17 protein-coding genes and 2 pseudogenes are annotated in these 20297 nt (G+C 61.4%); 9 read left to right on the forward strand and 10 right to left on the reverse strand.

The window, feature by feature from the left end:
* Window positions 1-87 precede the first annotated feature (87 nt).
* Window positions 88-1302: a DNA-binding protein gene (locus J3485_RS27230; RefSeq protein ID WP_206957529.1), complete on the reverse strand. Its 1215-nt coding sequence runs from the start codon at window positions 1300-1302 to the stop codon at window positions 88-90.
* A 1811-nt stretch (window positions 1303-3113) separates the two neighbouring features.
* Between J3485_RS27230 and J3485_RS27235 the strand changes: the two genes are divergently transcribed.
* Window positions 3114-4472, forward strand: a complete 1359-nt coding sequence (locus J3485_RS27235; protein ID WP_206957531.1) for a replication initiation protein — start codon at window positions 3114-3116, stop codon at window positions 4470-4472.
* Between the two features lie 21 nt (window positions 4473-4493).
* Here J3485_RS27235 and J3485_RS27240 read toward each other — a convergent pair.
* From J3485_RS27240 to parA, 3 genes and pseudogenes are all read right to left on the reverse strand, one after another.
* Window positions 4494-5384: pseudogene (locus J3485_RS27240) on the reverse strand (ParB/RepB/Spo0J family partition protein); the annotation flags it as partial.
* Window positions 5385-5443: 59 nt separating this feature from the next.
* Window positions 5444-5555: pseudogene (locus J3485_RS29615) on the reverse strand (ParB/RepB/Spo0J family partition protein); the annotation flags it as partial.
* 24 nt (window positions 5556-5579) lie between these two features.
* Complete coding sequence (gene parA, locus J3485_RS27245) at window positions 5580-6242, reverse strand: ParA family partition ATPase (RefSeq protein ID WP_206958437.1); 663 nt, start codon at window positions 6240-6242, stop codon at window positions 5580-5582.
* Window positions 6243-6869: 627 nt separating this feature from the next.
* On the opposite strand from parA, the gene arsC reads away from it, so the two are divergent.
* The gene (gene arsC, locus J3485_RS27250) at window positions 6870-7229 is read left to right on the forward strand and encodes an arsenate reductase (glutaredoxin) (protein ID WP_206957535.1); all 360 of its coding nucleotides are present in this window, start codon (window positions 6870-6872) and stop codon (window positions 7227-7229) included.
* A gap of 132 nt (window positions 7230-7361) precedes the next feature.
* On the opposite strand, the gene J3485_RS27255 is transcribed toward arsC, so the two are convergent.
* The 4 genes from J3485_RS27255 to J3485_RS27270 all read right to left on the reverse strand — a co-directional run bounded on the left by J3485_RS27255 (window position 7362) and on the right by J3485_RS27270 (window position 9785).
* The gene (locus J3485_RS27255; RefSeq protein WP_206957536.1) at window positions 7362-7823 is read right to left on the reverse strand and encodes a DoxX family protein; all 462 of its coding nucleotides are present in this window, start codon (window positions 7821-7823) and stop codon (window positions 7362-7364) included.
* Window positions 7807-8574 (reverse strand): HvfC/BufC N-terminal domain-containing protein, encoded by a 768-nt coding sequence (locus J3485_RS27260; RefSeq protein ID WP_206957546.1) that lies wholly within the window; start codon window positions 8572-8574, stop codon window positions 7807-7809. The genes J3485_RS27255 and J3485_RS27260 overlap by 17 nt, the downstream gene beginning before the upstream one ends.
* Window positions 8568-9440, reverse strand: a complete 873-nt coding sequence (bufB, locus tag J3485_RS27265) for an MNIO family bufferin maturase (protein ID WP_206957548.1) — start codon at window positions 9438-9440, stop codon at window positions 8568-8570. The genes J3485_RS27260 and bufB overlap by 7 nt, the downstream gene beginning before the upstream one ends.
* A 99-nt stretch (window positions 9441-9539) precedes the next feature.
* The gene (locus J3485_RS27270; RefSeq protein ID WP_206957550.1) at window positions 9540-9785 is read right to left on the reverse strand and encodes a BufA1 family periplasmic bufferin-type metallophore; all 246 of its coding nucleotides are present in this window, start codon (window positions 9783-9785) and stop codon (window positions 9540-9542) included.
* A gap of 446 nt (window positions 9786-10231) precedes the next feature.
* Here J3485_RS27270 and J3485_RS27275 point away from each other — a divergent pair, with 446 nt between their 5' ends.
* Window positions 10232-10789 (forward strand): NADPH-dependent FMN reductase, encoded by a 558-nt coding sequence (locus J3485_RS27275; protein WP_206957552.1) that lies wholly within the window; start codon window positions 10232-10234, stop codon window positions 10787-10789.
* A gap of 4 nt (window positions 10790-10793) precedes the next feature.
* On the opposite strand, the gene J3485_RS27280 is transcribed toward J3485_RS27275, so the two are convergent.
* Both J3485_RS27280 and J3485_RS27285 read right to left on the reverse strand, forming a co-directional pair.
* Entirely contained in the window at window positions 10794-11528 is a 735-nt protein-coding gene (locus J3485_RS27280) for a hypothetical protein (protein ID WP_206957555.1), read from the reverse strand.
* Between the two features lie 57 nt (window positions 11529-11585).
* Window positions 11586-13847 carry a hybrid sensor histidine kinase/response regulator family protein gene (locus J3485_RS27285; RefSeq protein WP_206957557.1) on the reverse strand — a complete coding sequence of 754 codons (2262 nt, stop codon included), beginning with the start codon at window positions 13845-13847 and terminating at the stop codon, window positions 11586-11588.
* Window positions 13848-14293: 446 nt separating this feature from the next.
* Between J3485_RS27285 and J3485_RS27290 the strand changes: the two genes are divergently transcribed.
* From J3485_RS27290 to J3485_RS27315, 6 genes are all read left to right on the forward strand, one after another.
* Window positions 14294-14662: a response regulator gene (locus J3485_RS27290; protein WP_206957559.1), complete on the forward strand. Its 369-nt coding sequence runs from the start codon at window positions 14294-14296 to the stop codon at window positions 14660-14662.
* The gene (locus J3485_RS27295) at window positions 14655-15278 is read left to right on the forward strand and encodes a chemotaxis protein CheC (protein WP_206957560.1); all 624 of its coding nucleotides are present in this window, start codon (window positions 14655-14657) and stop codon (window positions 15276-15278) included. Before J3485_RS27290 ends, J3485_RS27295 begins: the two co-directional genes overlap by 8 nt.
* Before the next feature lie 8 nt (window positions 15279-15286).
* A complete protein-coding gene (locus J3485_RS27300; RefSeq protein ID WP_374192471.1) occupies window positions 15287-16216 on the forward strand; it encodes a sensor domain-containing diguanylate cyclase in 930 nt (309 codons plus the stop codon).
* A 255-nt stretch (window positions 16217-16471) separates the two neighbouring features.
* Window positions 16472-17320 carry a presqualene diphosphate synthase HpnD gene (gene hpnD / locus J3485_RS27305; RefSeq protein WP_206957576.1) on the forward strand — a complete coding sequence of 283 codons (849 nt, stop codon included), beginning with the start codon at window positions 16472-16474 and terminating at the stop codon, window positions 17318-17320.
* A gap of 77 nt (window positions 17321-17397) precedes the next feature.
* Complete coding sequence (gene shc / locus J3485_RS27310) at window positions 17398-19395, forward strand: squalene--hopene cyclase (RefSeq protein WP_206957580.1); 1998 nt, start codon at window positions 17398-17400, stop codon at window positions 19393-19395.
* A complete protein-coding gene (locus J3485_RS27315) occupies window positions 19395-20093 on the forward strand; it encodes a phosphorylase (protein WP_206958439.1) in 699 nt (232 codons plus the stop codon). Before shc ends, J3485_RS27315 begins: the two co-directional genes overlap by 1 nt.
* The last annotated feature ends 204 nt before the right edge of the window (window positions 20094-20297 follow it).

Here is a 20297-nt window from a genome sequence, read left to right on the forward strand (position 1 = left end):
CAGACCGAGCGCTCCTGAAAGGGCTCACCTTTTCGCTCCCGAATCATCTCACCTTCGATGCGATGGGAGCGTAGATACGGCAATGAATCAAGCACTTATGTCGGGCGAGCCGGTTCGCGCTTCGTCCATGAAGCGTGTCACGGCTTCGAGCCGCGAGCGTTTGATCCCCGACGAGTGATCGCATTCCGGGCACAGCAATTCGTAACCGTCGTCGGCTCGCGCCAGTTCGGGCTCGCCGTCCGTACACTTCGGGCAGTGGGCAGGCAGTTCCGCGAAGGCGTCGAGCGCCGTGCCGAGCGCGGCAAAGTCGGCATCGGCAAATCTTCCCGTCGCGGCCCATGAGCGAACAAGGGCGGCGAGTTCGGGGGAAAGCGTTCCACGTCCTCGCGCGGCGGTGAGCTCGCGTGTCAACGCGTCGATTTCGTCGGATTGCTCGCGCACTTGCGCGTCGAGGCGGTCGCCTCGGCTCTTTGCCGCACTGAGTTGCTGGATGAAATCGAACTCTTTCCGGCTCGCGTCGCGAATTCCCGTTTGATAGGTAGCCGCCATGTTGCGCAGCGAATCGAGTTCGACGAGCATCGGCTTGACCCTGCGTTCAGCTTCCGCGATTGCATCCTTGATCTGCGCGGCGTAGTGCTCGGCGCTCTGACGCAGTTCTTGATGTAGCGAATCGATACGCTCCCGTAACGAGGCGTTGGCGATTTGTTCAGTTTCGAGGCGCTGCTCGAGTCGAGCTCGTTCGACGTCGAGCCGGCCAACGGTTGCTTGCAATGCTTCATCGCTAGTCGTGCGAACAGCCGCGGACGCACTGATTTGCACCTCCAACTCTCGCACACGTGCAAGTGCTGTCTCGGCGCGCGCTTCGCTACGCTGCCATGCCTCGTTTGCTGCTTCGCGACGAATTTGCGCTTCGCGCAAGTTGCTCGTGGCTTCTTCGAGTGCTTCGAAGACTTGCTTGCGCTCGGCCTCGAGTGTCTGTTTGGCCTCCTCGATCGCATGCTCGAACAACGCGCCCAACAATTCGCCGGCTTTTTCCTCGAGGCCGTGTGGAATAGCACCGGCTCCGATTCTCACGCGCGACGCATCCCGGAGTCGTTCCCAGAAATGATCGATGTCTTTAGGGATGTCGCTTGCGCTGCCTGTTTGCGTCAGGTCGCGGACGGCTCCCGCGGAGGGGCGAATGCCCAGGTCGAAAAATAGGCGCTTGCACGCATGCAAGGAGAGTTCGCGACGATGCACGCCGCTGTTGCGTAGCGATTCGAGCTCTTTTCGAATAGCTTCGCGTTGTTCGTCGATAGTCATAGAAGCCGTCAGCGCGCTTGAAACGTGTTAATAATAACGAATTACGTATCAAATGCTACATTTTTTTGAGGGACGCGTGGTTTGTTGCAGAAACGGGTATGGCGATGGTCACGTTGACGGTGTAGGCGTAGCTAGGTATCCATTTTCCGTGAAACAAAGCGAGAAACATGATGTAATCTATTGTTTTTAAAAGATTTAATCTTGCTTTTGCAAAATTTCCCATTGTTTCACGGGACGGACCCGTTTTCCAAGTGTCTATCTCAACGAACTCGCGGGTGTTGTCCTTGAGAGTACTTGAAGTAAACACCCTTGAACCCTTGTTAAAAACGTTAACGCCTCACGGAACCCTTGCTGGACAAGGCGTTCCGGCCGATCGGGTGAAGCTTTGCGGGAGCCGAGGTGAGCTTCGACAGGACCCATCCGTGATGGAGTTCGGGGATGTCCGTGAGCCATATCGGGATAGGTCGTGAGGGGATTCAGGAGAGCGGCGCGCATCGTGGTGCCGCGATGGTGAGCGATTACGGGAGACGTTGCCGTTGCAGGCTCCGTCTGTGCTCAAGCGGCCGCAATCGGCGAATCTTCGATAGGTGAGGTTTTACGGGGCCTACCAAATCAACCGATTTCATCGTCGAACGACCGCCCTCGAGGGGCTGGGTGAGACATTTCGGGAAAAACCGCGCATGCCAGGTGAGATTTTTCGGGAAAACCCGGGGTTTTGCAGCCTCCAATGACGCATAGGTGAGCTTTCTCGGGGGCATGACCGGCCGAAAATCGTCGCCCGGTGGGTACGAATCTCGCGGTCTGGGGTCGCGATCCCTATGGTGAGGTTTTGCGGGACCAACGGCTTGGGTGATCTACGCATCGAGATGGACACGCACCCAGCTTCGCAGGTGAGCGTTTTCGGGATACGAATTGGCGGTTGGAGGCGTATTGTTAGCGAAGTTAGCCTCCACTTTCGTCAAAAGCTAGTCTTTATCGCATTGGTGAGCTTGATTGGATTGACCTTGAAATCAGGATGGTGAGCTTTTTCGGGGGGGCTTGGAGGCGATTGCGGAACATGGGGTGCTCGAGGTGTGGTTTGGGTAAGGTGAGCCGATCCGGGAGCGTTTGTTCGATAAGGCGCGCGCGAGGCTGCTGCGCTAAGTATCGGATCCGTTTGGAAAATCTCGGTTGCGTATCGATAAGGTGAGTCTCTGCGGGAGCCTATCGGCTCGATGTCGAATCGCTTGCGCAGGTTCGTCGAAGCCTTCAAAGGTGAGTGTTTCCAGGAGTTGTTTGCAGCATGCGAAACACGGGAAACCGCGAAGTCCTCAGCACTAGTGCTTCTCGAGCAGGGAAAGGTGAGCTTGTTCGGGATATGCCTCGATCCGTGCGGTGGAATGTATAGGGACGCTCACGGTTCGATCCGGACTCCCGCATCGTGTAGCTGGTGCCCCCATGATCGGGATGAGTTCGGGGGCGCGATTGAGCTTGACGGCGGGGCGATGTCGAGACGTCAATGCGGTCGCCTCCGAGCGAAATTGCTTTGCCGATTCGCCGTCGCGAAATAGCGACAATCGTGAAGGTGAGTCGACACGGGAGCGCTCGCCAAAGCGCTTGGGATGCGCATTCGGCAAGATCTGACGACGGACGCCAAGTCCATCAACGAAACGTTTCGACTCCCGACTCCCGCGGCGGTGAGCCTTTCCGGGAGACAATCGAGGTGAGGCGTTGGCGCGAGCCGCGTTTCACCGCGAAGGGTGAGAACGGGGCTCTAGACGCCCATCACCGCACTCTGTATCCTGTCGAAAAATTTCCTTCCCGATCGACGCATGGCAACAAAGCGCGCGAAGAAAACCGATGTGGTGAGCCCAAGCTCCGCTGAGCTGCGAAAGGCCGTCGAAGCGATCGCCATTCAGCCGAAGAGCGGCAAGATCACGCTCCTAACGCGAAAGCTGTTCAACGTGCTGTTGGCCGTTGCGCAGCAGGCGGACGAATCGGGCGATACGTATCGCGCGTTGTTGTCGGACATCGTCGCCAACTCCGCTTTCGACTCGAACGATACCGCACTCGTGAAGGAACATCTGCGGCGGATGGTTTCCGTGCAGGTCGAGTGGAGTCAGGGCACGTCGAGCCAGAAGCCGGGACGAAAGTGGGGCATCTCGACATTGATCGCCGATGCCGAAATTCTCGAAGATCCTGCCACGCGACGTGTCTGGGTGGAGTTCTCGTTCGCGCCGAAGATCAAAAAGAAATTGCTGGATCCGGTGCAGTACGCGCGGCTCAGCTTGCAGTTCCAAAGCCAGTTGCGCAGCAGCGCGGGCCTCGCGCTCTACGAGATTTGCGTGCGATACCTGACCAACCCCAGCCATCTGACGATGCGGGAGTCATGGGCTTGGTGGCGTCCGATCCTATCGGGCACGCCCGACACCGAAGCCGGCGACGAAGCCAAGCGCGAGTACAAGTATTTCAAGCGCGACTATCTGCGCCCTGCGATCGCTGAAGTCAACGCGGTGACGAATATTTTCGTGGAGCTCATCGAGCACCGCGAAGGCCGGCGGGTCGCGGAGATCCAATTCCGCGTCACCGAACGCAAACAGCCGATGCTTGCGCTCGATGAGCATCCCAATGTCTTCGACAGTACGCTGATCGACCGAATGGTGAAGATCGGAATTCCGTTGAAGGAAGCGCAAACGCTATACGCCGATAGCGAGGAAAACCGTATTCGAGCTGCTTTGCAGATGACGGAGCAACGCATGCGGAGCGCGACGCTGCCGCCTGTTCGCAGTGCCCCGGCGCTGTTCAAGGATGCGCTGAAAAAAGGTTATGCTCCGGCCGTCGACCTGCTCGATCAGCCGGCCAACGGCGTCGGCAAGGCATTGGCTGCTGTGGCGCCGGCCGATGACCGCAAAGCACGTTTGCTGGACGAGTATGCGGCTTACCGCCGCAAAGAGGCGCGCGCGCTGTACGAAGAACAAGGTGAGTCGGAACAGGAGCTCGCGCGGCAGTCGTTCGAAGAAGACATGCTGCCGCAACTCGGGTCTCATCTTCGCGAAGATTGGCGTCGTCGCGGTTTGGGTTCGAAGCTTGGCGAGACCGCTTTCTTCGATTGGCTCGCACGCAAGACGTGGGGCGAGCCGACCGACGGCGATTTGCTGGCATTCACGCTGGGGCAATCGCGAGCAGCTTGACGCTCGGGCGCGCCGATTGCTTTAGCTCGATTGCAGCATTTGTTCGATCTGCCGCAGGATGTCGTCGCGTTTGTCACGCGATAGCCCGCGTAACCGCAACTCGAGCCGATCGTCACCATAGGATTTCAGGTCACCCACCGCCACGCCATCCAGCTTGATTTCCATACGCTGCGCGTAACGTTGGCGCGTCGTAGGCTTGAGGTCCTCCTGCGGAGTCGCTCGGCCTTTGACGATGTCGGCGACTTGCCGTGTACTAAGGTCGTCCGAAACGATGCGATTGATCAAACGCAGCGTTGCCTCGATTCCACGCGCCGAGAAGTAGCGGCCCACCTGATACGCCATGTTCGAACCGAAGCGATCGGGGCGAGCAACCATTTCCTGCATGATCGATTCGGGAAGCTTCGCGAGCGACAGTGCTACGGCGATGGTGGATTCGTCGAGCCCAAGGTGTTCGGCCAACTCTTTTTGACTCTGGAAATGCATTTCATCGAGAAACCGTCGCCAGACAACGGCGTTGTCGAAAACGGTTTGCGAATCGCGCTGGACGTTAAGGTCGTAACCGAGCTTGTAGCTTTCGATGCCGATCGGTAGATCGACAACGACGGCCTTGACCGTTTCCTTATTCGCCTCTTTCAAGGCGCGGACGCGGCGGCCCCCGTCGCTGACGAAATACGTACCGACATTGGCATAGTCTGGAATGACGTGGATCGCTTGCTGCTGGCCTTGCTTTGCCAGATTGACGGCCAGCTCGGCGATCGACGCCTTCAGATAGAAATGTCGTGGATTGAACGGGCTCGGTTTGATGGCCTTCAGTTCGAGTTCGATCACTTGGCCCGCGTGGTAATTATTCGCAATACGCCACGTGCGGTAGTCGACCGATTCGTTTGCATTGGCTGCGTCGATAGCAGGCGGAACAGCGTGAAGAGCCGGTTCGGTGCGCGGCGTCGCGGTTTTCACGGACGGTGCCGCGTCGTTCTTTACGAGATCATCAATCGCGTTGAGCCGATCGAGTGCCGTGCGCTTCTCGCTGCTCGTTGTGTCGGGGCGCGCTTGAAAGCCTTTGGCCAACTGAGAGGGTTTCATTCAGGGTCCTTTATGCGCATAAAGTCAGGGGAGCATCGAGGCGATTTCGTTGGCGCAGGCGCGGATTTCCGCAGCGGCCAGTTTTGCGCCCCGGTCGCTCATTTGCAATACGGTCTGCCCCAGCGCCATCGCCTGTTTATAGGCTTCGCGCGTGGGGATTTGTGTCTTGAGGAGAGGGAATCCGAGATCTTCGAGCGCGCGCTTGAGTTCACGCGTCAGCATGCGTTTTTCTTCGGTCTTGTTTAGCAGGAACACCGCGCGAAGGTCCTCATTCATGACCTGGGCCTGCTGCACGAGCTTGACTAAGCCGACGCTCGACCAGTAATCCGCAGGCGATGACGAGGTCGGGATGACGGCAACCGACGCTGCCAGCAACACGACGCCGGATACCTTCTCTGTGATGGAGGGTGGGCAGTCGACGACGATGACGTCGTAGTCGCCAATGAACTTCTTGATCTCTCGATGAATTTGCCCGCCGGCTTCCGACAGATTGACGACAGGGAAAGGGATGCCGGTTTCATCGTTGGCGGAAGCGCTGGCCCAGTGCACCAAGGTGTTTTGACCATCAGCGTCGACAACGAGGACGCGCTTCCCTTTTTCATGAAAGGCCGCGCCGAGATGCATGGCGATCGTGCTTTTGCCGACCCCACCCTTCTGTTGAGTTACCGCGACGATTTCCGCTGCCAATTTTTCACTCCTTAAGAGATCGACGAATTTTACAGTGTAAATTTTAGTTTTCAATGTTTTCGTCGTTATGTCACCACGCATTAGCTGTTTGGCCAGGTGGTTTATGCGCATAAATCAAGGAATCGGGCGTCGCTCGGGCGATTGAGTCGAGGAGGGTTCTCGATTTTGATCTGGGCGATGTGGAGTCCCACCGAATGCTGGCTCCGGTGTGACGCTGGCGGGATTGGTGGACGTGGTGCCCGTTCGAGAGGTTCGACATACCAGGGAAGATCGCCTCTATTCTTCGAGGCTGATACCTCAACAATGAGGGCAGTCAGGTCGCTGTGGGATACGGAGATGTAGCGGTACGACGACGCGAAGTGCGCAGCGTAACCCCGCTGAGATCGAACAGCAGCCTTCTTACCCAGCGTGCCGCCCTCTTTATGCGCATAAACCCGTCGGCACCTGCAGCGATTCGGATACCAAGTCCTTCCAGCGCTGTGATTGTGATAGGCGAAAACCAGCCGTGGGTCTTTGCTAATGGATATGCCTTGTTGTGCGGCTCAGTAAGGCGTGAAATGCAGATCGCCCCTCGCGCAAGCGTCAACGCCTTAAAATGAGGGCCTCTCGCAAATAGGTGTCGCACCCATGATTACCGTCTATCACAACCCTCGCTGCTCGAAGTCTCGCGGCGCTTGCGAACTCGTCAGCGATCGGATTCACCAATCGGGCGAGGCAGTGAAAATCGTCGAGTACTTGAAGGAGCCGCCGTCCGTTGCCGATCTAGAGGCGCTCCACAAGATGCTGGGCGGCACCGTCAGAGATATGATCCGCGACAACGAGGCCGCATATCGGGAACTGGGACTCGCCGAGCCAACCCTGAGCGACGATCAACTCTACGAAGCGATTGCTGCGCATCCCATTCTGTTGCAGCGGCCCATCATCGTACGCGAGGGCCGCGCGGTAATCGGGCGGCCGCCGGAAAACGTCGAAACGCTCTTCAAGTAACGCTCCAATCACGCGCGTGCAGGCTCGTACCCAAGCGAGCCGCGAGCCAACGCCGGCAATCGACGTCCTGCCGCGCACTTCCCTTTCGTTGGAGATATCACGGAATAGACTCGTTTTGTACAGCATCAGCCGTCACGCGTGCGTTCCTTGAACGCGAGCGACTTTGAACCGTTGAATGAGTCCTTGCAGCGACCAGCGCCCAACGCCGTGGAAGAACAAATAAGCGATAAGCACGGCCCACAGAATGTGGTCCTTGATCATCACGAGTTCGAGGTCTGGGTAGGATGTGACCGCGACGAAATTGACGACGAAAAGTCCCGCTGCCGCAAACCGGCCCTGCCAGCCGAGCAATAGCAGCACCGGGAAAATCAATTCGCCTCCGGCACCCATCACGGCAGCAACGGCGGGAGGTAAAACGGGGACGTGATATTCGTTGGAAAACAAATAGAGCGTACTGTCCCAACTGCGCAATTTGGTCAGCCCGGAAAGGAAAAACACGCGAAATAGGTAAAGCCTGACCGCGAGCGTGAACAGCGGCTGCAGCGCAACCGCAACGTCGTCGAGACGGCGGAGCAGGTTAGAAATGATTTTCATGGCGATGCTCCTCGATGGAAAGAACGAGTCGGTGGCCAAATAGTTGCGTGAGCAACCAATTGACATCTGCGCTTGATCGATTGAATGCCGTCTGAACGGGGGTGCCGGCCATTAGCGCGGTCATCGCTTCGGCCTCGGCGGAGGCGAGGGGCTGCCAACGCACCGCGAAGGCTTCCCGCCAGATCAAGACGGATTGTCCGCCGGCGCCCAACTGCGCAGCGACACCACCCGCATGCATCTGCAAGATGTCGGCGATGGGCCATAGGCGCGAGCGCACCAGTCCAGCCGACGGCACGAATCGCAACGAGGCTGCCGCGAAACGCTCAGGGCCGAGCTCTGCAAGCATCGCGCCATCGGTCGCGTTCGTATCCATGTCAGCGGCGAAGTACGCATGGTGCAGCAGCCAGTCGACGTCCGCGACGTCGCCCAAATACGGAAGTTCGGCAGCGGGCTCGAAGCTCCGAATGAAGGCGGGTAGGTCGATGCCGTCGTCGTGAAGGTTTGCCGACTTCGCCGGCACATGATCGACATAGGCACGTGCGAGCGCTCGGAAGTACTCGTCCCCGACGAGCTGTACGACGTTGGGGAAAGCATCGGTCAAGGCCGCAATGCGGTTCAGGCGCGAATTGTTTCGATAGACGTCCACTTGCCGACGCGTCGCAGCGGTGATGCCATGCGATACGAACGTGTCGTCGACGAGCGACGCGGCGAAATCGCCGAGCAGCGCTTCGTACACCGTCTGCGTCAGCATGTTGCCACCTCGGCCAGCGCTAAGCCTGCCGCGCCGGCATCCACGCGTGCCGTCGCTGCGAGCAGCCGTCGTTCGAGGTGTTCGTACTCATGCAGCAGCACGTCGAATGGAGGCAGGTTCGTATCGCGCTCGAGCAGCACCGGCGTCGGCCCGAAGCGTTCCAGCGCGGCATCGAGCAATGTCCAAACGGCGTCGGAGACGGGCGCGCCGTGCGTATCGATCGCAACGTCGTCGAGCCACTCGAATCCGGCCACGTGCATTTCGCCGATGCAGTGCTTCGGCAATCGCGCAAGTTCCGCCAACGGGTCGATGCCGAGGTTCAATGCGTTAACGTGCAGATTGTTCAGGTCGACCAACACGCCGCAGCCGGTTCGCGAGACGAGTTCGGCGAGCATGTCCGCTTCCGTGCAGATCTCCCCTTCGAAAGCGACGTACGCGGAGACGTTTTCGATCAAGATCGGCCGGCCGAGGGCGTTTTGAACGACGTCGATGTGCCGAGCAACGACCTCCAGCGCGCCTTCGACACGCGGCACGGGAAGCAGATCGTTGAAATAGCGCATGCCCGCGCGATTCCAGGACAGATGCTCGGAGACGAGCGCGGGCTCGATGCGTGCGACGAGCGATTTCAATTGATTCAAGTGATTCTCATCGGGCGTTTCGAGGCTCCCGAGCCCGAGGCCCACTCCGTGCAGACTCACGGGATAGCAAGCGCGTACTCGTTCGAGCGCCGCAACCGGTTCGCCACCGCCGAAATAGTTTTCGCTGTGGGCCTCCCACCAGCCGACCGCGGGGCGCTGCGTGAGCACGGCGGCGGCATGTGGTCCGCGCAGTCCCAGCCCTGCTCCGCTCAATGCCTTCGAATTCATTTTCGTTGCTCCTTGTATGCGGCCGATCGCGTACGCGCGCGGGCAATCGATCGGCGGCCGCACTCGAACCGGCGGCCGCCGGTGCAGAGTCAGCCCCGCTTACATACCAGGCGTCAGCGAGCCGCCGAGGTTCGCGCACGTCCCCTTCGGCACCACCCTGAATTCGCCCTTGTCCATGTCCTTCGTCGATTGCCCGGCGCACGAGTGGGCGTTGCCTTTGCAATCGTTTTGTCCGGCCTTCGCGATTCCATAGCACTTGGCCATGTCGGCAGCGAAAACGGGCGTGGCGAGCGTTGCACCGAGGGCGGCGGTGAAGGCGGCGGCAGCGATCCATTGCTTGTTCATTTGATTCTCCTGAGGTGGATGTAAGAAAGCCGATAAAGAGGCTTTGATTGCTCGAGCCGGCGTCGGTCTGTCGAAGCGCCAGTGGAGCGAACCGTTTCGATGGCTGCTCCACCGGTCGGCGCTTAGTCGCGACGCACGACCCTTGCAGTCCTCAATACGCGGGGCCGGTACGATCGGATGCAACGCGATCTTAAAAGTCGCGCCGTTGCGTCATCGGACCGTCATAGATGTGTCGATTCGTAATCGGTACGGGATATCGACGAGTTATCCACAGATTCTGTGGAAAAGTTTGTGGAAAGGGTGACGCGAACCCACAGCCCACCGGGCGTTTAGTGGTTTGCCGGTAAAACGGGCCGACGCGGCGCAGTACCGGCGACTATCATGGAAAGCTCGGGCCGAGCCTATCCGTTTGGCGTTGTCGTTCTCACTCGAAGGGGGCAAGAACCATGACCTACAAGATCGAAGTCGTCGTCGGCAGCTTGCGACGGGAATCGTTCAACAAGCAACTCGCGCACGCCTTGACCAAACTCGCGAGCAGCGAATTCGAGTTCTCGTTCCTCGATATCGGCACGCTGCCGTTGTACAGCCAAGACTACGACTCGAATTATCCCGACGTGGCGAAGCAGTTGAAGGCGCGCGTGGAGGCCGCGACCGGGTTGCTGTTCGTGACGCCCGAATACAACCGTTCGATGCCGGGCGTGCTGAAAAATGCGCTCGATTGGGGTTCGCGGCCGTGGGGCACGAACTCATGGAAGAACAAGCCGGCAGCCGTCTGCGGGATTTCGGTCGGCGCGACGGGCACCGCGCTGGCGCAGCAACATCTGCGCAACGTTCTCGCTTATTTGGACGTACCCACGCTCGGTCAGCCCGAGATTTTCCTCAAACACGCCGAGGCCTTTTTCGACAGCAACGGTGCGATTACAAACGAGGACACGCGCAAGTTCCTCACGACGTTCGTCCAGCGCTTCGAAGCATGGGTGGAGCGCCACTCGCCTGCGAAGTGATCACTTACCGCAGGTCAGGGCCTGGCTCGTCGCCATGATAGGTTTCCTCGTCCTGCAGGTCCTCGTCGGGGACCGTCGTCGGGCGAGCCGCGTTGTCTTGTTGAGCAGCAGGCGGCTTGCCATGCCCGGCGGCGAAGACCGCGCCCATCCCCGGCGCCGAGCCTGCGGCGACCGCAGTCGCCGCCGCTTCGGTCGCGGGGCGTGTGGCTTGCGCTATCCCGCTCGCCGGATTGACGGCGGTGTCTCGGGCATAGCTGTAGACGGTGGCGCGTGATGTGGGCGGCACGGGAGCGCTCGATTTGAAACCGAGTTCTTCGAGCGGGGAATGCGAACGGGTGGCTTCGTCGATGGGCGGGTGCCACGTGGAGGCGCGCGCCTCGATGTCGAGCGGCGCCATCGTTTCGAGCGTTGCGCGCGTCAGATCAGCTATCGCATCGGTTGCGGCGTCCACGCACACCATGACCGCGCCGCGTCGAACCGCCTCGGCGTATTGCACGCGCTCGTGCTCGGGAGGCGCGGTCTCGAATAACGACTCGAAAAAGCGCTCGATGCTCGCAAGCAACCCCTCGTTTGTCGTCGGCGCGGACTCGTAGGCCGTCGTCGCATCGCTTGCGTAGGTCGGCTCGCATTTGGCCTTCAGCGTGACGTTTTCCGACGTGACGCCGGCGGCAATGAGCGCGTCGCGAGCGGCTTCAGCTTGGGGATACGTATCGAAAAACGCGATGACGGTGTGCTGCATGATGACCTCCTCGAGGCTTGTTGCGAGTACGGCACGCAAAATTCGCGCCGGACCCGCTCAAGTTGCCTTGCCGTGCGCGTGTGCGCTGACTTCGCGCTCGCGTCGAATAGTCTGAAGCATCGATTCCAGCAAGGCGATATCGAAAGGTTTTGACAGCACACGCACGTTGACATTCCGCGCCCGCTCGAGCTCCTGCGCGTAGCCCGTAATGAGAATGACGGGAAGCGGCGCATCCAACGCCTGCGCGGCTTCCGCGAGGTCGATGCCGTTGTTGGCGCCCGGCATATGGATGTCGGAGATCAGCGCGTCGAAGGGATCCGCGGGGCGCGACAACGCGTCGGCGATCAATCGTAAGGCGGCATCCGCGTTGAACGTGCAAGTGACACGATGGCCCATCATGCGCAGCAGCGCCTCGGTGCCGGCCGCAACTTCGTCGTTGTCTTCGACCAGCAGCACGTGCAAGCCGCCCGACGGCTCCGTGTCGACCGTGTGTTGGGGGGCGGTCGGTACGGGGGCGGGAGCGGCGTGGGCGCGCGGCAAGTAAAGGCGCACGGTCGTACCTGCGTCCGGCTTGCTGTCGATCGTCGCGAGCCCTCCCGAGCGGTCGCAAAACGCGAACACCTGCGGTAGGCCCAGGCCCGTGCCCATTCCTTTCGGCTTCGTCGTGAACAGCGGTTCGAACGCGCGCGCAAGGATGTCGGGCTGCATGCCGGCGCCGGTATCTTCGAGCGAGATTTGTACGAATTCGCCCGTGAGTGCAAAACCGCCTTCGGGCTCGAGCCGAACGTTCGTCGCCCGCACGGTGAAGCGTCCGCCGTTCGGCATCGCGTCGCGGGCGTTGACAGCCACGTTGATGAGGGCGAGCTCGAGTTCGGCGCTATCGACCTCGATGGGCCACACGTCCCGGCCGATGTCGACGACGAGCGCGGCCTTGGCGCCAAGCGAGGCACGCAGGAGCTCGCGGCTCGCGGCCAACCAGCGCGACAGATCGATCGTTTCGCTGCGCAGCGGCTGCTTGCGTGCCACGCCGAGCAACTGGCGCGTCAGCGACTGGCCGTTTTTCAGGGCGCGCTCGATCGCGCCGAGTTCGCGATCGATGCCTGCCGCACCGCGTCGGCGCACGATCTGAACGTTCGTTGCGACGATCGTCAGCAAATTGTTGAAATCGTGTGCGACCGAGCCGACGAGGTTGCCGAGCGCTTCCATCTTGCGTGATTGGCGATACGCCGATTCGATCGAGCGCCGCATCGACGCTTCCGTCTGCCAACGCTCCCACGCCTGCTTTTCCGCGGCGAGACGCCTGAGGGAGAACGCGAGTACGAACCAAAGCACGATGGAAGGCGTGAAGATGGAAGCGGCAAAAATCAGTGCATGACGATACCAAGCCCCCCAGATCGCCGATTCGCTATACGCGCACGACACGTACACGGGGTAGCCGCCGACTTGGCGGTACGCGAGGATCTGCCCGTCGCGGCGGCTGCGTTTCGTGTTGCCGCCGACGAGCCGAAGCACGCCCGAGCGACTTCCCGCAGCGAGCGCCGCGGCGAACTGGGGCGCAACCTCGGCCGATTCCGGGCGCGGCGGATACGATGCGAGCACGGCGCCGTCGGTGCGCGTGAGCATCATCGTCATGGCGCCGCGCTCGGGGCCCAGCAACTCCCGATAGAACGACTCGAAATAGGAACGCCGCAGCGCGACCGAGACGAGCCCGGCGAACGCGCCGTTGGGGCTGTGCCGCGCGATGCCGGTATTGAAGACGGCTTCGCCGCTACCCGCGTGCCAGACCATGACTTTCGAGACGTGCTCGAGAATGTGTCCGCCGCGGATGCCGACGAAGTCGTCGCGGGCGGCGATCGAGGCGTGCGGCGCGGGGTAATAGCGGCTGTTCGCCAGCAGAAGGCCCTCCGGGCCGAAGATGGACACCGACGCGACCTGCGGGTAGCCTCCACCGATGTTCTGCAGCTTGTTGTGGATCTCCGCCTCGTGCGCGCTGATGGCCTCGTTACCGAGCCCCCGGACGAGATCGTCGACGCGCGCGTCGAGCGTTTCGTTCAGATCGAATACTTTGAGCGCGTGTTCTTCCGCGATGCGGACCGTTCTGATGGTCGCATCGGTGGCCGATGCAACGCGCCCGCGGAAATTCGAGTATGCGACGGCGGCCGCGTAGACGCCCGGCAGGATGATTGCCGCGGCGAGCAGCGCGATCAGCGTGAGGCGCCGAACCGCGAAATCGGGCTCGGGCATCCCCAGCCCCGGCGAGTCGTCTGGCCAATTGTCAGGCAAGGCGTTCGTCGGGGAGTCATCGAGCCGTCGGGTCATGTCTGTGGTCGTCCAATTGGCAGCGTTCGCCATTCAATCATCATAAGCGAGTTGGTCCGGCGCCGGCTTTTTTGCACCGACGCGCGTCATAAAACGAATCCGAACGTTCGCCCTAAAACAGCGACGAAATCGGAAGCGCAAACGTACACAAAAGAAAAAACCACGCATATCAGTATGAATTCGCACCATTTTTTTCTTCATACTGAAAAAACGTAGGGGCTTGCTCGACCTATTCGGAAATTGGAGAGTTGATTTTCCGCAGGTTTGCTCCGAGAATTTCGCTTCCTTTTTAAGAGGCATGATGGGCCCGCTGTAGCGGGCACACGCTGAAGTGCGAACCGCTCGCGCTTGCCACCGCCCGTCGACACGCCCGCTCCCGTTAAAGAAAACGTTTCGAGCCGTCGTTAACGCGATATAGACCGCTTTCGTTTTTCGTCACGCTTGCCATGCCTTTGCCGATTGTGATCGCCGATGACTCTCTCCTCGCCCGTAAGGTTCTGACGAAAGCCTTGCCGGCCGACTGGGACGTCGACATCGCATACGCATCGAACGGCCGCGAGGCCCTCGCACTTTACCGTGAGGGGAAGGCCTCGGTGATGTTTCTCGACCTGACGATGCCTGACATGACCGGTTATCAGGTTCTCGAAGCCCTTCAGCACGAGGACTTGAACACGTTCGTGATCGTCGTGTCGGCCGACGTCCAGCCGCTGGCCCAGGAGCGCGTGCGCGCGCTTGGCGCCGCCGCCTTCGTCGCCAAGCCCGTGACCCCAGAGGCAATATTGCCCATCCTCAAGGAGTACGGGTTGTATGCGTGAGAACGTCTTCACCGAAGAGCAGCGCGACGCCTTGCAGGAAATCGCCAATTTGGCGATGGGGCAGGCCGCCACGCGCCTGGCTCGCCTACTCGATACCTTCATAGAGCTGTCCGTGCCGCGCGTGCGCGTCGTGCGCGCCGAGGATGCGGCGCACACGCTGCGCGAAATGACCGGCATCGACGAGAGCGTCACGGCGGTCCGGCAGGGCTTTCGCTCCGACATCAAGGGCGAGGCGCTCGTCATTTGCCGCAGCAGCGGGGTGGGCCACCTTTGCGCCCTCGTCAACGATCCCTACGTTCATTCCGCTTACGACGCGGTGAGCCAGACCGAACTGATGTTCGACATGGCCAACGTGCTGACGGGCGCGTGCGTGTCGTGCATTCTCAATCAGCTCGATCGCACGCCGATTTTTTCCCCGCCCGGGCTGCTCGGCGAAAAAATCTCGCTCGAAGATGTCTTTCAAGCGGATGTACTCGCATGGAAGATCGCGCTGCTGCTCGAGGTCAACTTCGCCCTCGAGGATCAAACGTTTCGCGCGCACCTCGTCATGCTGATGGCCGAAGATTCGATTCGTCGGATGAACGACGCGCTCAATGCGCTGCTGTCCAGTCTATGAACGATGCGATGGAGCAAACTCTCAGCGACTTGGTGATCGAGCGGGTCGGGTTCGGCATCTTCGTGCTCGACCGCGACATGAAGGTGCTGATGTGGAACCGGTTCATGCAGGACCACAGCGGACAAGCGGCCGAAACCGTCGTCGGCAAATCGATTTTCGATAGCTTTCCCGAGTTGCCGCGCGTGTGGCTTTCGCGCAAGGTCGAAAGCGTGTTTCAGCTCGGCAGCTTCGCGTTCAGCTCGTGGGAGCAGCGCCCCTACCTCTTCAGGTTCGACCATGACCGGCCCATCACGGGCGGCGTCGACTTCATGCAGCAAGACTGCACGTTCATGCCGCTGACGCGTGAACGGGAGGTCGTCGCAGTCTGCGTGACGATTTCGGACGTGACGCACGTCAGCGTCATGCAGCGCGAGCGCGAGGAAGCCGTCGAAAAGCTGCAGGAATACGCGAATCTCGACGGCCTCACCGGCATCGCGAACCGACGCTTCTTCGAGGGTAGGCTGCGCGACGAGTTTCTACGTTGGCAGCGTTACGGCGGCGAATTGTCCGTGCTGTTGTTCGACCTCGATCACTTCAAGGACATCAACGACCGCTTCGGGCATGCGGTTGGCGATACGGTGCTGCGTGTCATGGCCCAGCGCGTGGCCGAGGCCGTGCGCGTCCAAGATACGTTCGGGCGCTTTGGCGGCGAGGAATTCGCGCTGCTGCTGCCATGCACGCCGCTGGCCGATGCGATGGTCGTCGCCGAAAAGATCCGTATGACGATCGCCGACACGCCCATCGAGGCCGAAGGCGCGCGCGTGCCCGTGACGGCAAGCGTGGGCGGCGCATCGGCGCGTCCGGGCCTGCCTACCTACGAAGTCCTCATCAACGAAGCCGACGCCGCGCTCTACAGCGCGAAACGACAAGGGCGCAACCGCTCCGTCGCGCTCGCCTGAGCGCCCGCTCGCATCGTACGGGCGCGCGCCGTATCCGCGCCGGCAGCCCGCGTCTGTGGCACCGAATAAAACGTTGGTATACTTTTGCGCGTTCCCGGCACCCTTGCCGGTGCGCCGCGCCGCTCACGACGCGAAGCGCGTTGCGTGTGCGGAATGTGCCGTAATGCGCCGCAGTGCCCCGCAGTGCCCATGCGGCACGTCGCGGATAGCATCGATTCTCATGCGCCCCGCGAGGGCGCCACAGCGGAGTTTGCCTTGGCCGTTTCCAATCTCGTCGCGGACGAAGCAGCACCCGACGTCGCAGCCGTCACGTCGAGCAGCTCGTTCTATCTCGCCATGCGCATCTTGCCCGCTGCGCAGCGCGACGCGATGTTCCAGATCTACGCGTTTTGCCGCGCTGTCGACGACGTCGCCGACAGCGATGCGCCGCGCTTGGAGCGCAGCGCCGCCCTCGATCGGTGGCGCGCCGACATCGACGCATGCTATGACGGCAAGCCGCGTCCCGCGTTGGTCCCGCTCGTGCATCAGATTCGAGCGTTCGATCTGCGCCGCGAGGATTTTCACGCGATGATCGACGGCATGGCGATGGATGCCGCGGCCGACATTTGCGCACCGGATGAAGCGACGCTCGATCTTTACTGCGACCGTGTCGCCAGCGCCGCCGGCCGCCTGTCGGTGAGAGTTTTCGGGATGAGTGAGGAAGCGGGACACACGCTGTCGCACCATCTCGGCCGGGCGTTGCAGTTGACGAACATTTTGCGCGACATCGACGAGGACGCCGCGATCAACCGCTGCTACTTGCCGCGCGAACTGCTTGCGCGCGAAGGTATTGCCGCGACGAGCCCGACCGAGATCGCCGACGATCCCTCGCTGCCGCGCGTCTGCGCGACGCTGGCGCAGCGGGTTTTCGCGCATTTCGCGCAGGCCGACGCAATCATGGATGCCGCGCCGCGCAAGGCGGTGCGTGCGCCGCGCATCATGTCGGGCGTCTACCGGTGCCTACTCGAGCGCACGCTCGAGCGCGGCTTCGATCTGCCGCGCCCGCCCGTCTCGAAGCCGCGCTTGCGGCTGCTGTGGATCGTCGCGCGTTATGCGCTCTTCTGAGCCGCGCACCCCACTGATAGAACGTAGAACGTGATCGACGAAGCCATGCGCTTCGTCTCAACTCCATTGAGATGCCGATGAACGACATTTCCGCCCCTGCCGCCGTCATGGCGGCCCCGAGCATGGACGACGACGGCACGCCGGCGCGCGTCGCGCTCGGCGCCGCCATCGCACGCGCGACGGACGCCATCCTTGCCGATCAGCGCCCCGACGGGCATTGGGTCTATGAACTGGAAGCCGACGCAACGATTCCAGCCGAATACATCCTGCTCGTCCACTATCTCGGCGAAACGGCCAACCTCGAACTCGAGGGCAAGATCGTGCGCTACCTGCGGCGGATTCAATTGGCTGACGGCGGCTGGCCGCTCTTCACCGACGGCGCGATGGACGTGAGCGCGACCGTGAAAGCCTATTTCGCGTTGAAGATGGCCGGCGAGCGCGAAGATGCAGAGCACATGCAACGCGCCCGCGCGGCGATTCTCGGCGCCGGCGGCGCGGAAGCCGTCAATGTCTTCACGCGTATCCTGCTCGCGCTGTTCGGTATCGTGCCCTGGAGCGCGGTTCCGATGATGCCGGTCGAAATTACGCTGTTGCCGCAATGGTTTCCGTTCCATCTCTCGAAGGTGTCCTATTGGGCGCGCACGGTTATCGTGCCGCTGCTCGTGCTCAATGCGCGGCGACCCGTCGCGAGAAATCCGCGCGGCGTGCGTATCGACGAACTCTTTCTCGGCGCGCCGTCCGCCACGGGTTTGTTGCCGCGCGCCGGGCATCAGAGCCGCGGTTGGTTCGCGTTCTTTCGCGTCGTCGATAAGGTGCTGCGCGCCGTCGACGGCCTGTTCCCGCGGAAAACGCGCGAGCGTGCGGTGCAAGCTGCGATCGCGTTCGTCGATGAGCGACTGAATGGCGAGGACGGGCTCGGCGCGATCTTTCCCGCGATGGCGAACAGCGTGATGATGTACGACGCGCTCGGCTACGGGCCCGAGTATCCGAATCGTGCGATTGCGCGCGCGTCGGTTGATAAGCTGCTCGTGATTGCCGAAGACGAAGCGTACTGCCAGCCATGTTTGTCGCCGGTATGGGATACGTCGCTCGTCGCGCATGCGCTGCTCGAAACCGAAGCGCCGCAGGCGCAGGCGGCGGCATTGCGCGGCTTGCAATGGCTGCGTCCGCTGCAAGTGCTCGATGTTCGCGGCGATTGGATTTCGCGCCGTGCCGACGTGCGCCCTGGCGGCTGGGCGTTCCAGTACGCCAATCCCTACTATCCCGACGTCGACGATACGGCCGTCGTGGTGATGGCGATGGACCGCGCGGCGACGCTGACGCGCTCGAACATCGATCGCGAAGCGGTTGCCCGCGCACGCGAATGGATCGTGGGCATGCAGAGCAGCGACGGCGGGTGGGGCGCCTTCGAACCGGAAAATACTCAGTACTACTTGAATAACATTCCGTTCTCGGATCACGGTGCGCTGCTCGATCCGCCGACGGTCGACGTTTCGGGCCGATGTTTGTCGATGCTTGCGCAACTCGGCGAACTGCCGGGCAACAGCGAGCCCGCGCGGCGTGCATACGATTACATCCTCGCCGGCCAGGAAGACGACGGTAGCTGGTACGGCCGCTGGGGCATGAACTACATCTACGGGACGTGGACTGCGTTGTGCGCGTTGAACGCGGCCGGCATCGCGCACGACGACGCACGGGTCAAGCGCGCAGCGCAGTGGCTGATCTCGATCCAAAACGAAGACGGTGGTTGGGGCGAGGACGGCACGAGCTACAAGCTCGACTATCGCGGCTACGAAAAGGCCGCGAGCACGGCGTCGCAAACGGCATGGGCGCTGCTCGGGTTGATGGCCGCGGGTGTCGTCGAGCATCCGGCCATTGCACGTGGCGTTGCTTACCTCGTCGACGCACAGCGCGAGCACGGCTTGTGGGATGAGACGCGCTTCACGGCCACGGGTTTTCCGCGCGTGTTCTACCTGCGCTATCACGGCTATCGCAAGTTCTTCCCCCTGTGGGCGCTGGCACGCTACCGCAACCTCGCGCGCGACGGTCGCGTGCGCGTCGCGGTCGGCATGTGATGACGGCAAGCGCGGCACCGCCGCTCGTCATCGTGACGGGGATGGCATTCGAGGCGCGCATCGCTCGCGCGCCCGGCGTCGAGGTTGTCTATGCCGCGCGTGCCGACCGCCTCGAACGTGCGTTGGCGCAGGCTTTGGCGCGTGGCGCATCGGGTGTGATGAGCTTCGGTACCGCGGGTGGGCTCGCGCCTGATTTGATGCCTGGCGCACTCGTCATTGCCGATGCGATCGATGGGCCGTTTGGTCGCGTATCGACCGATATCGCTTGGAGCGAGCGTATCGTTTCCGCGCTGCGTGCGTCGCTGCAAGGCGTACGCATCGAACGCGGCCCCAGCGCCGCGGTGGCCGCGCCGGTCGTCACACGGCAGCAGAAAGAAGCGCTTCATCGCGCGACGGGCGCGCTTGCCGTCGATATGGAATCGCACATCGCGGCCGCGCAGGCTAGCGCGAAAGGGCTGCCGTTCGTCCTTTGCCGTGCGGTAGTCGACCCCGCCTGGCGCACATTGCCCTCGGCCGCGACGGCAGGCTTGCGTGAGGACGGGACCACGGCGCTTGCGCCGATCTTGCGAGAACTCGCGCGTGCGCCCGCACAATTGCCGGCGATGATCCGCCTGGCGCTCGATGCGCGTGCGGCACGCGCATCGCTCGTTCGCGCGCGCGCGGCATTGCTGAGCGCGGGTGCGTTGAGCGCCGTTTAAACACGTATTCAGTGCGTATTCAATTCGCATTAAAACGAGCATTGAGCGCGCATTCCTCCCACGTATTTGTAACGTAGCGTTTCCGCGCGCATTCGTTTTTAACTCACTACATAAATCGCGGGTATCGCGCGTTTATCTGTGCATCGACTAATTGCTTGCCGGTTGATTGTGAGTCCGAGCAAATCTTCCTCGAATGGGTGGCGA

Source organism: Trinickia acidisoli (assembly GCF_017315725.1).
Taxonomy (GTDB): domain Bacteria; phylum Pseudomonadota; class Gammaproteobacteria; order Burkholderiales; family Burkholderiaceae; genus Trinickia; species Trinickia acidisoli.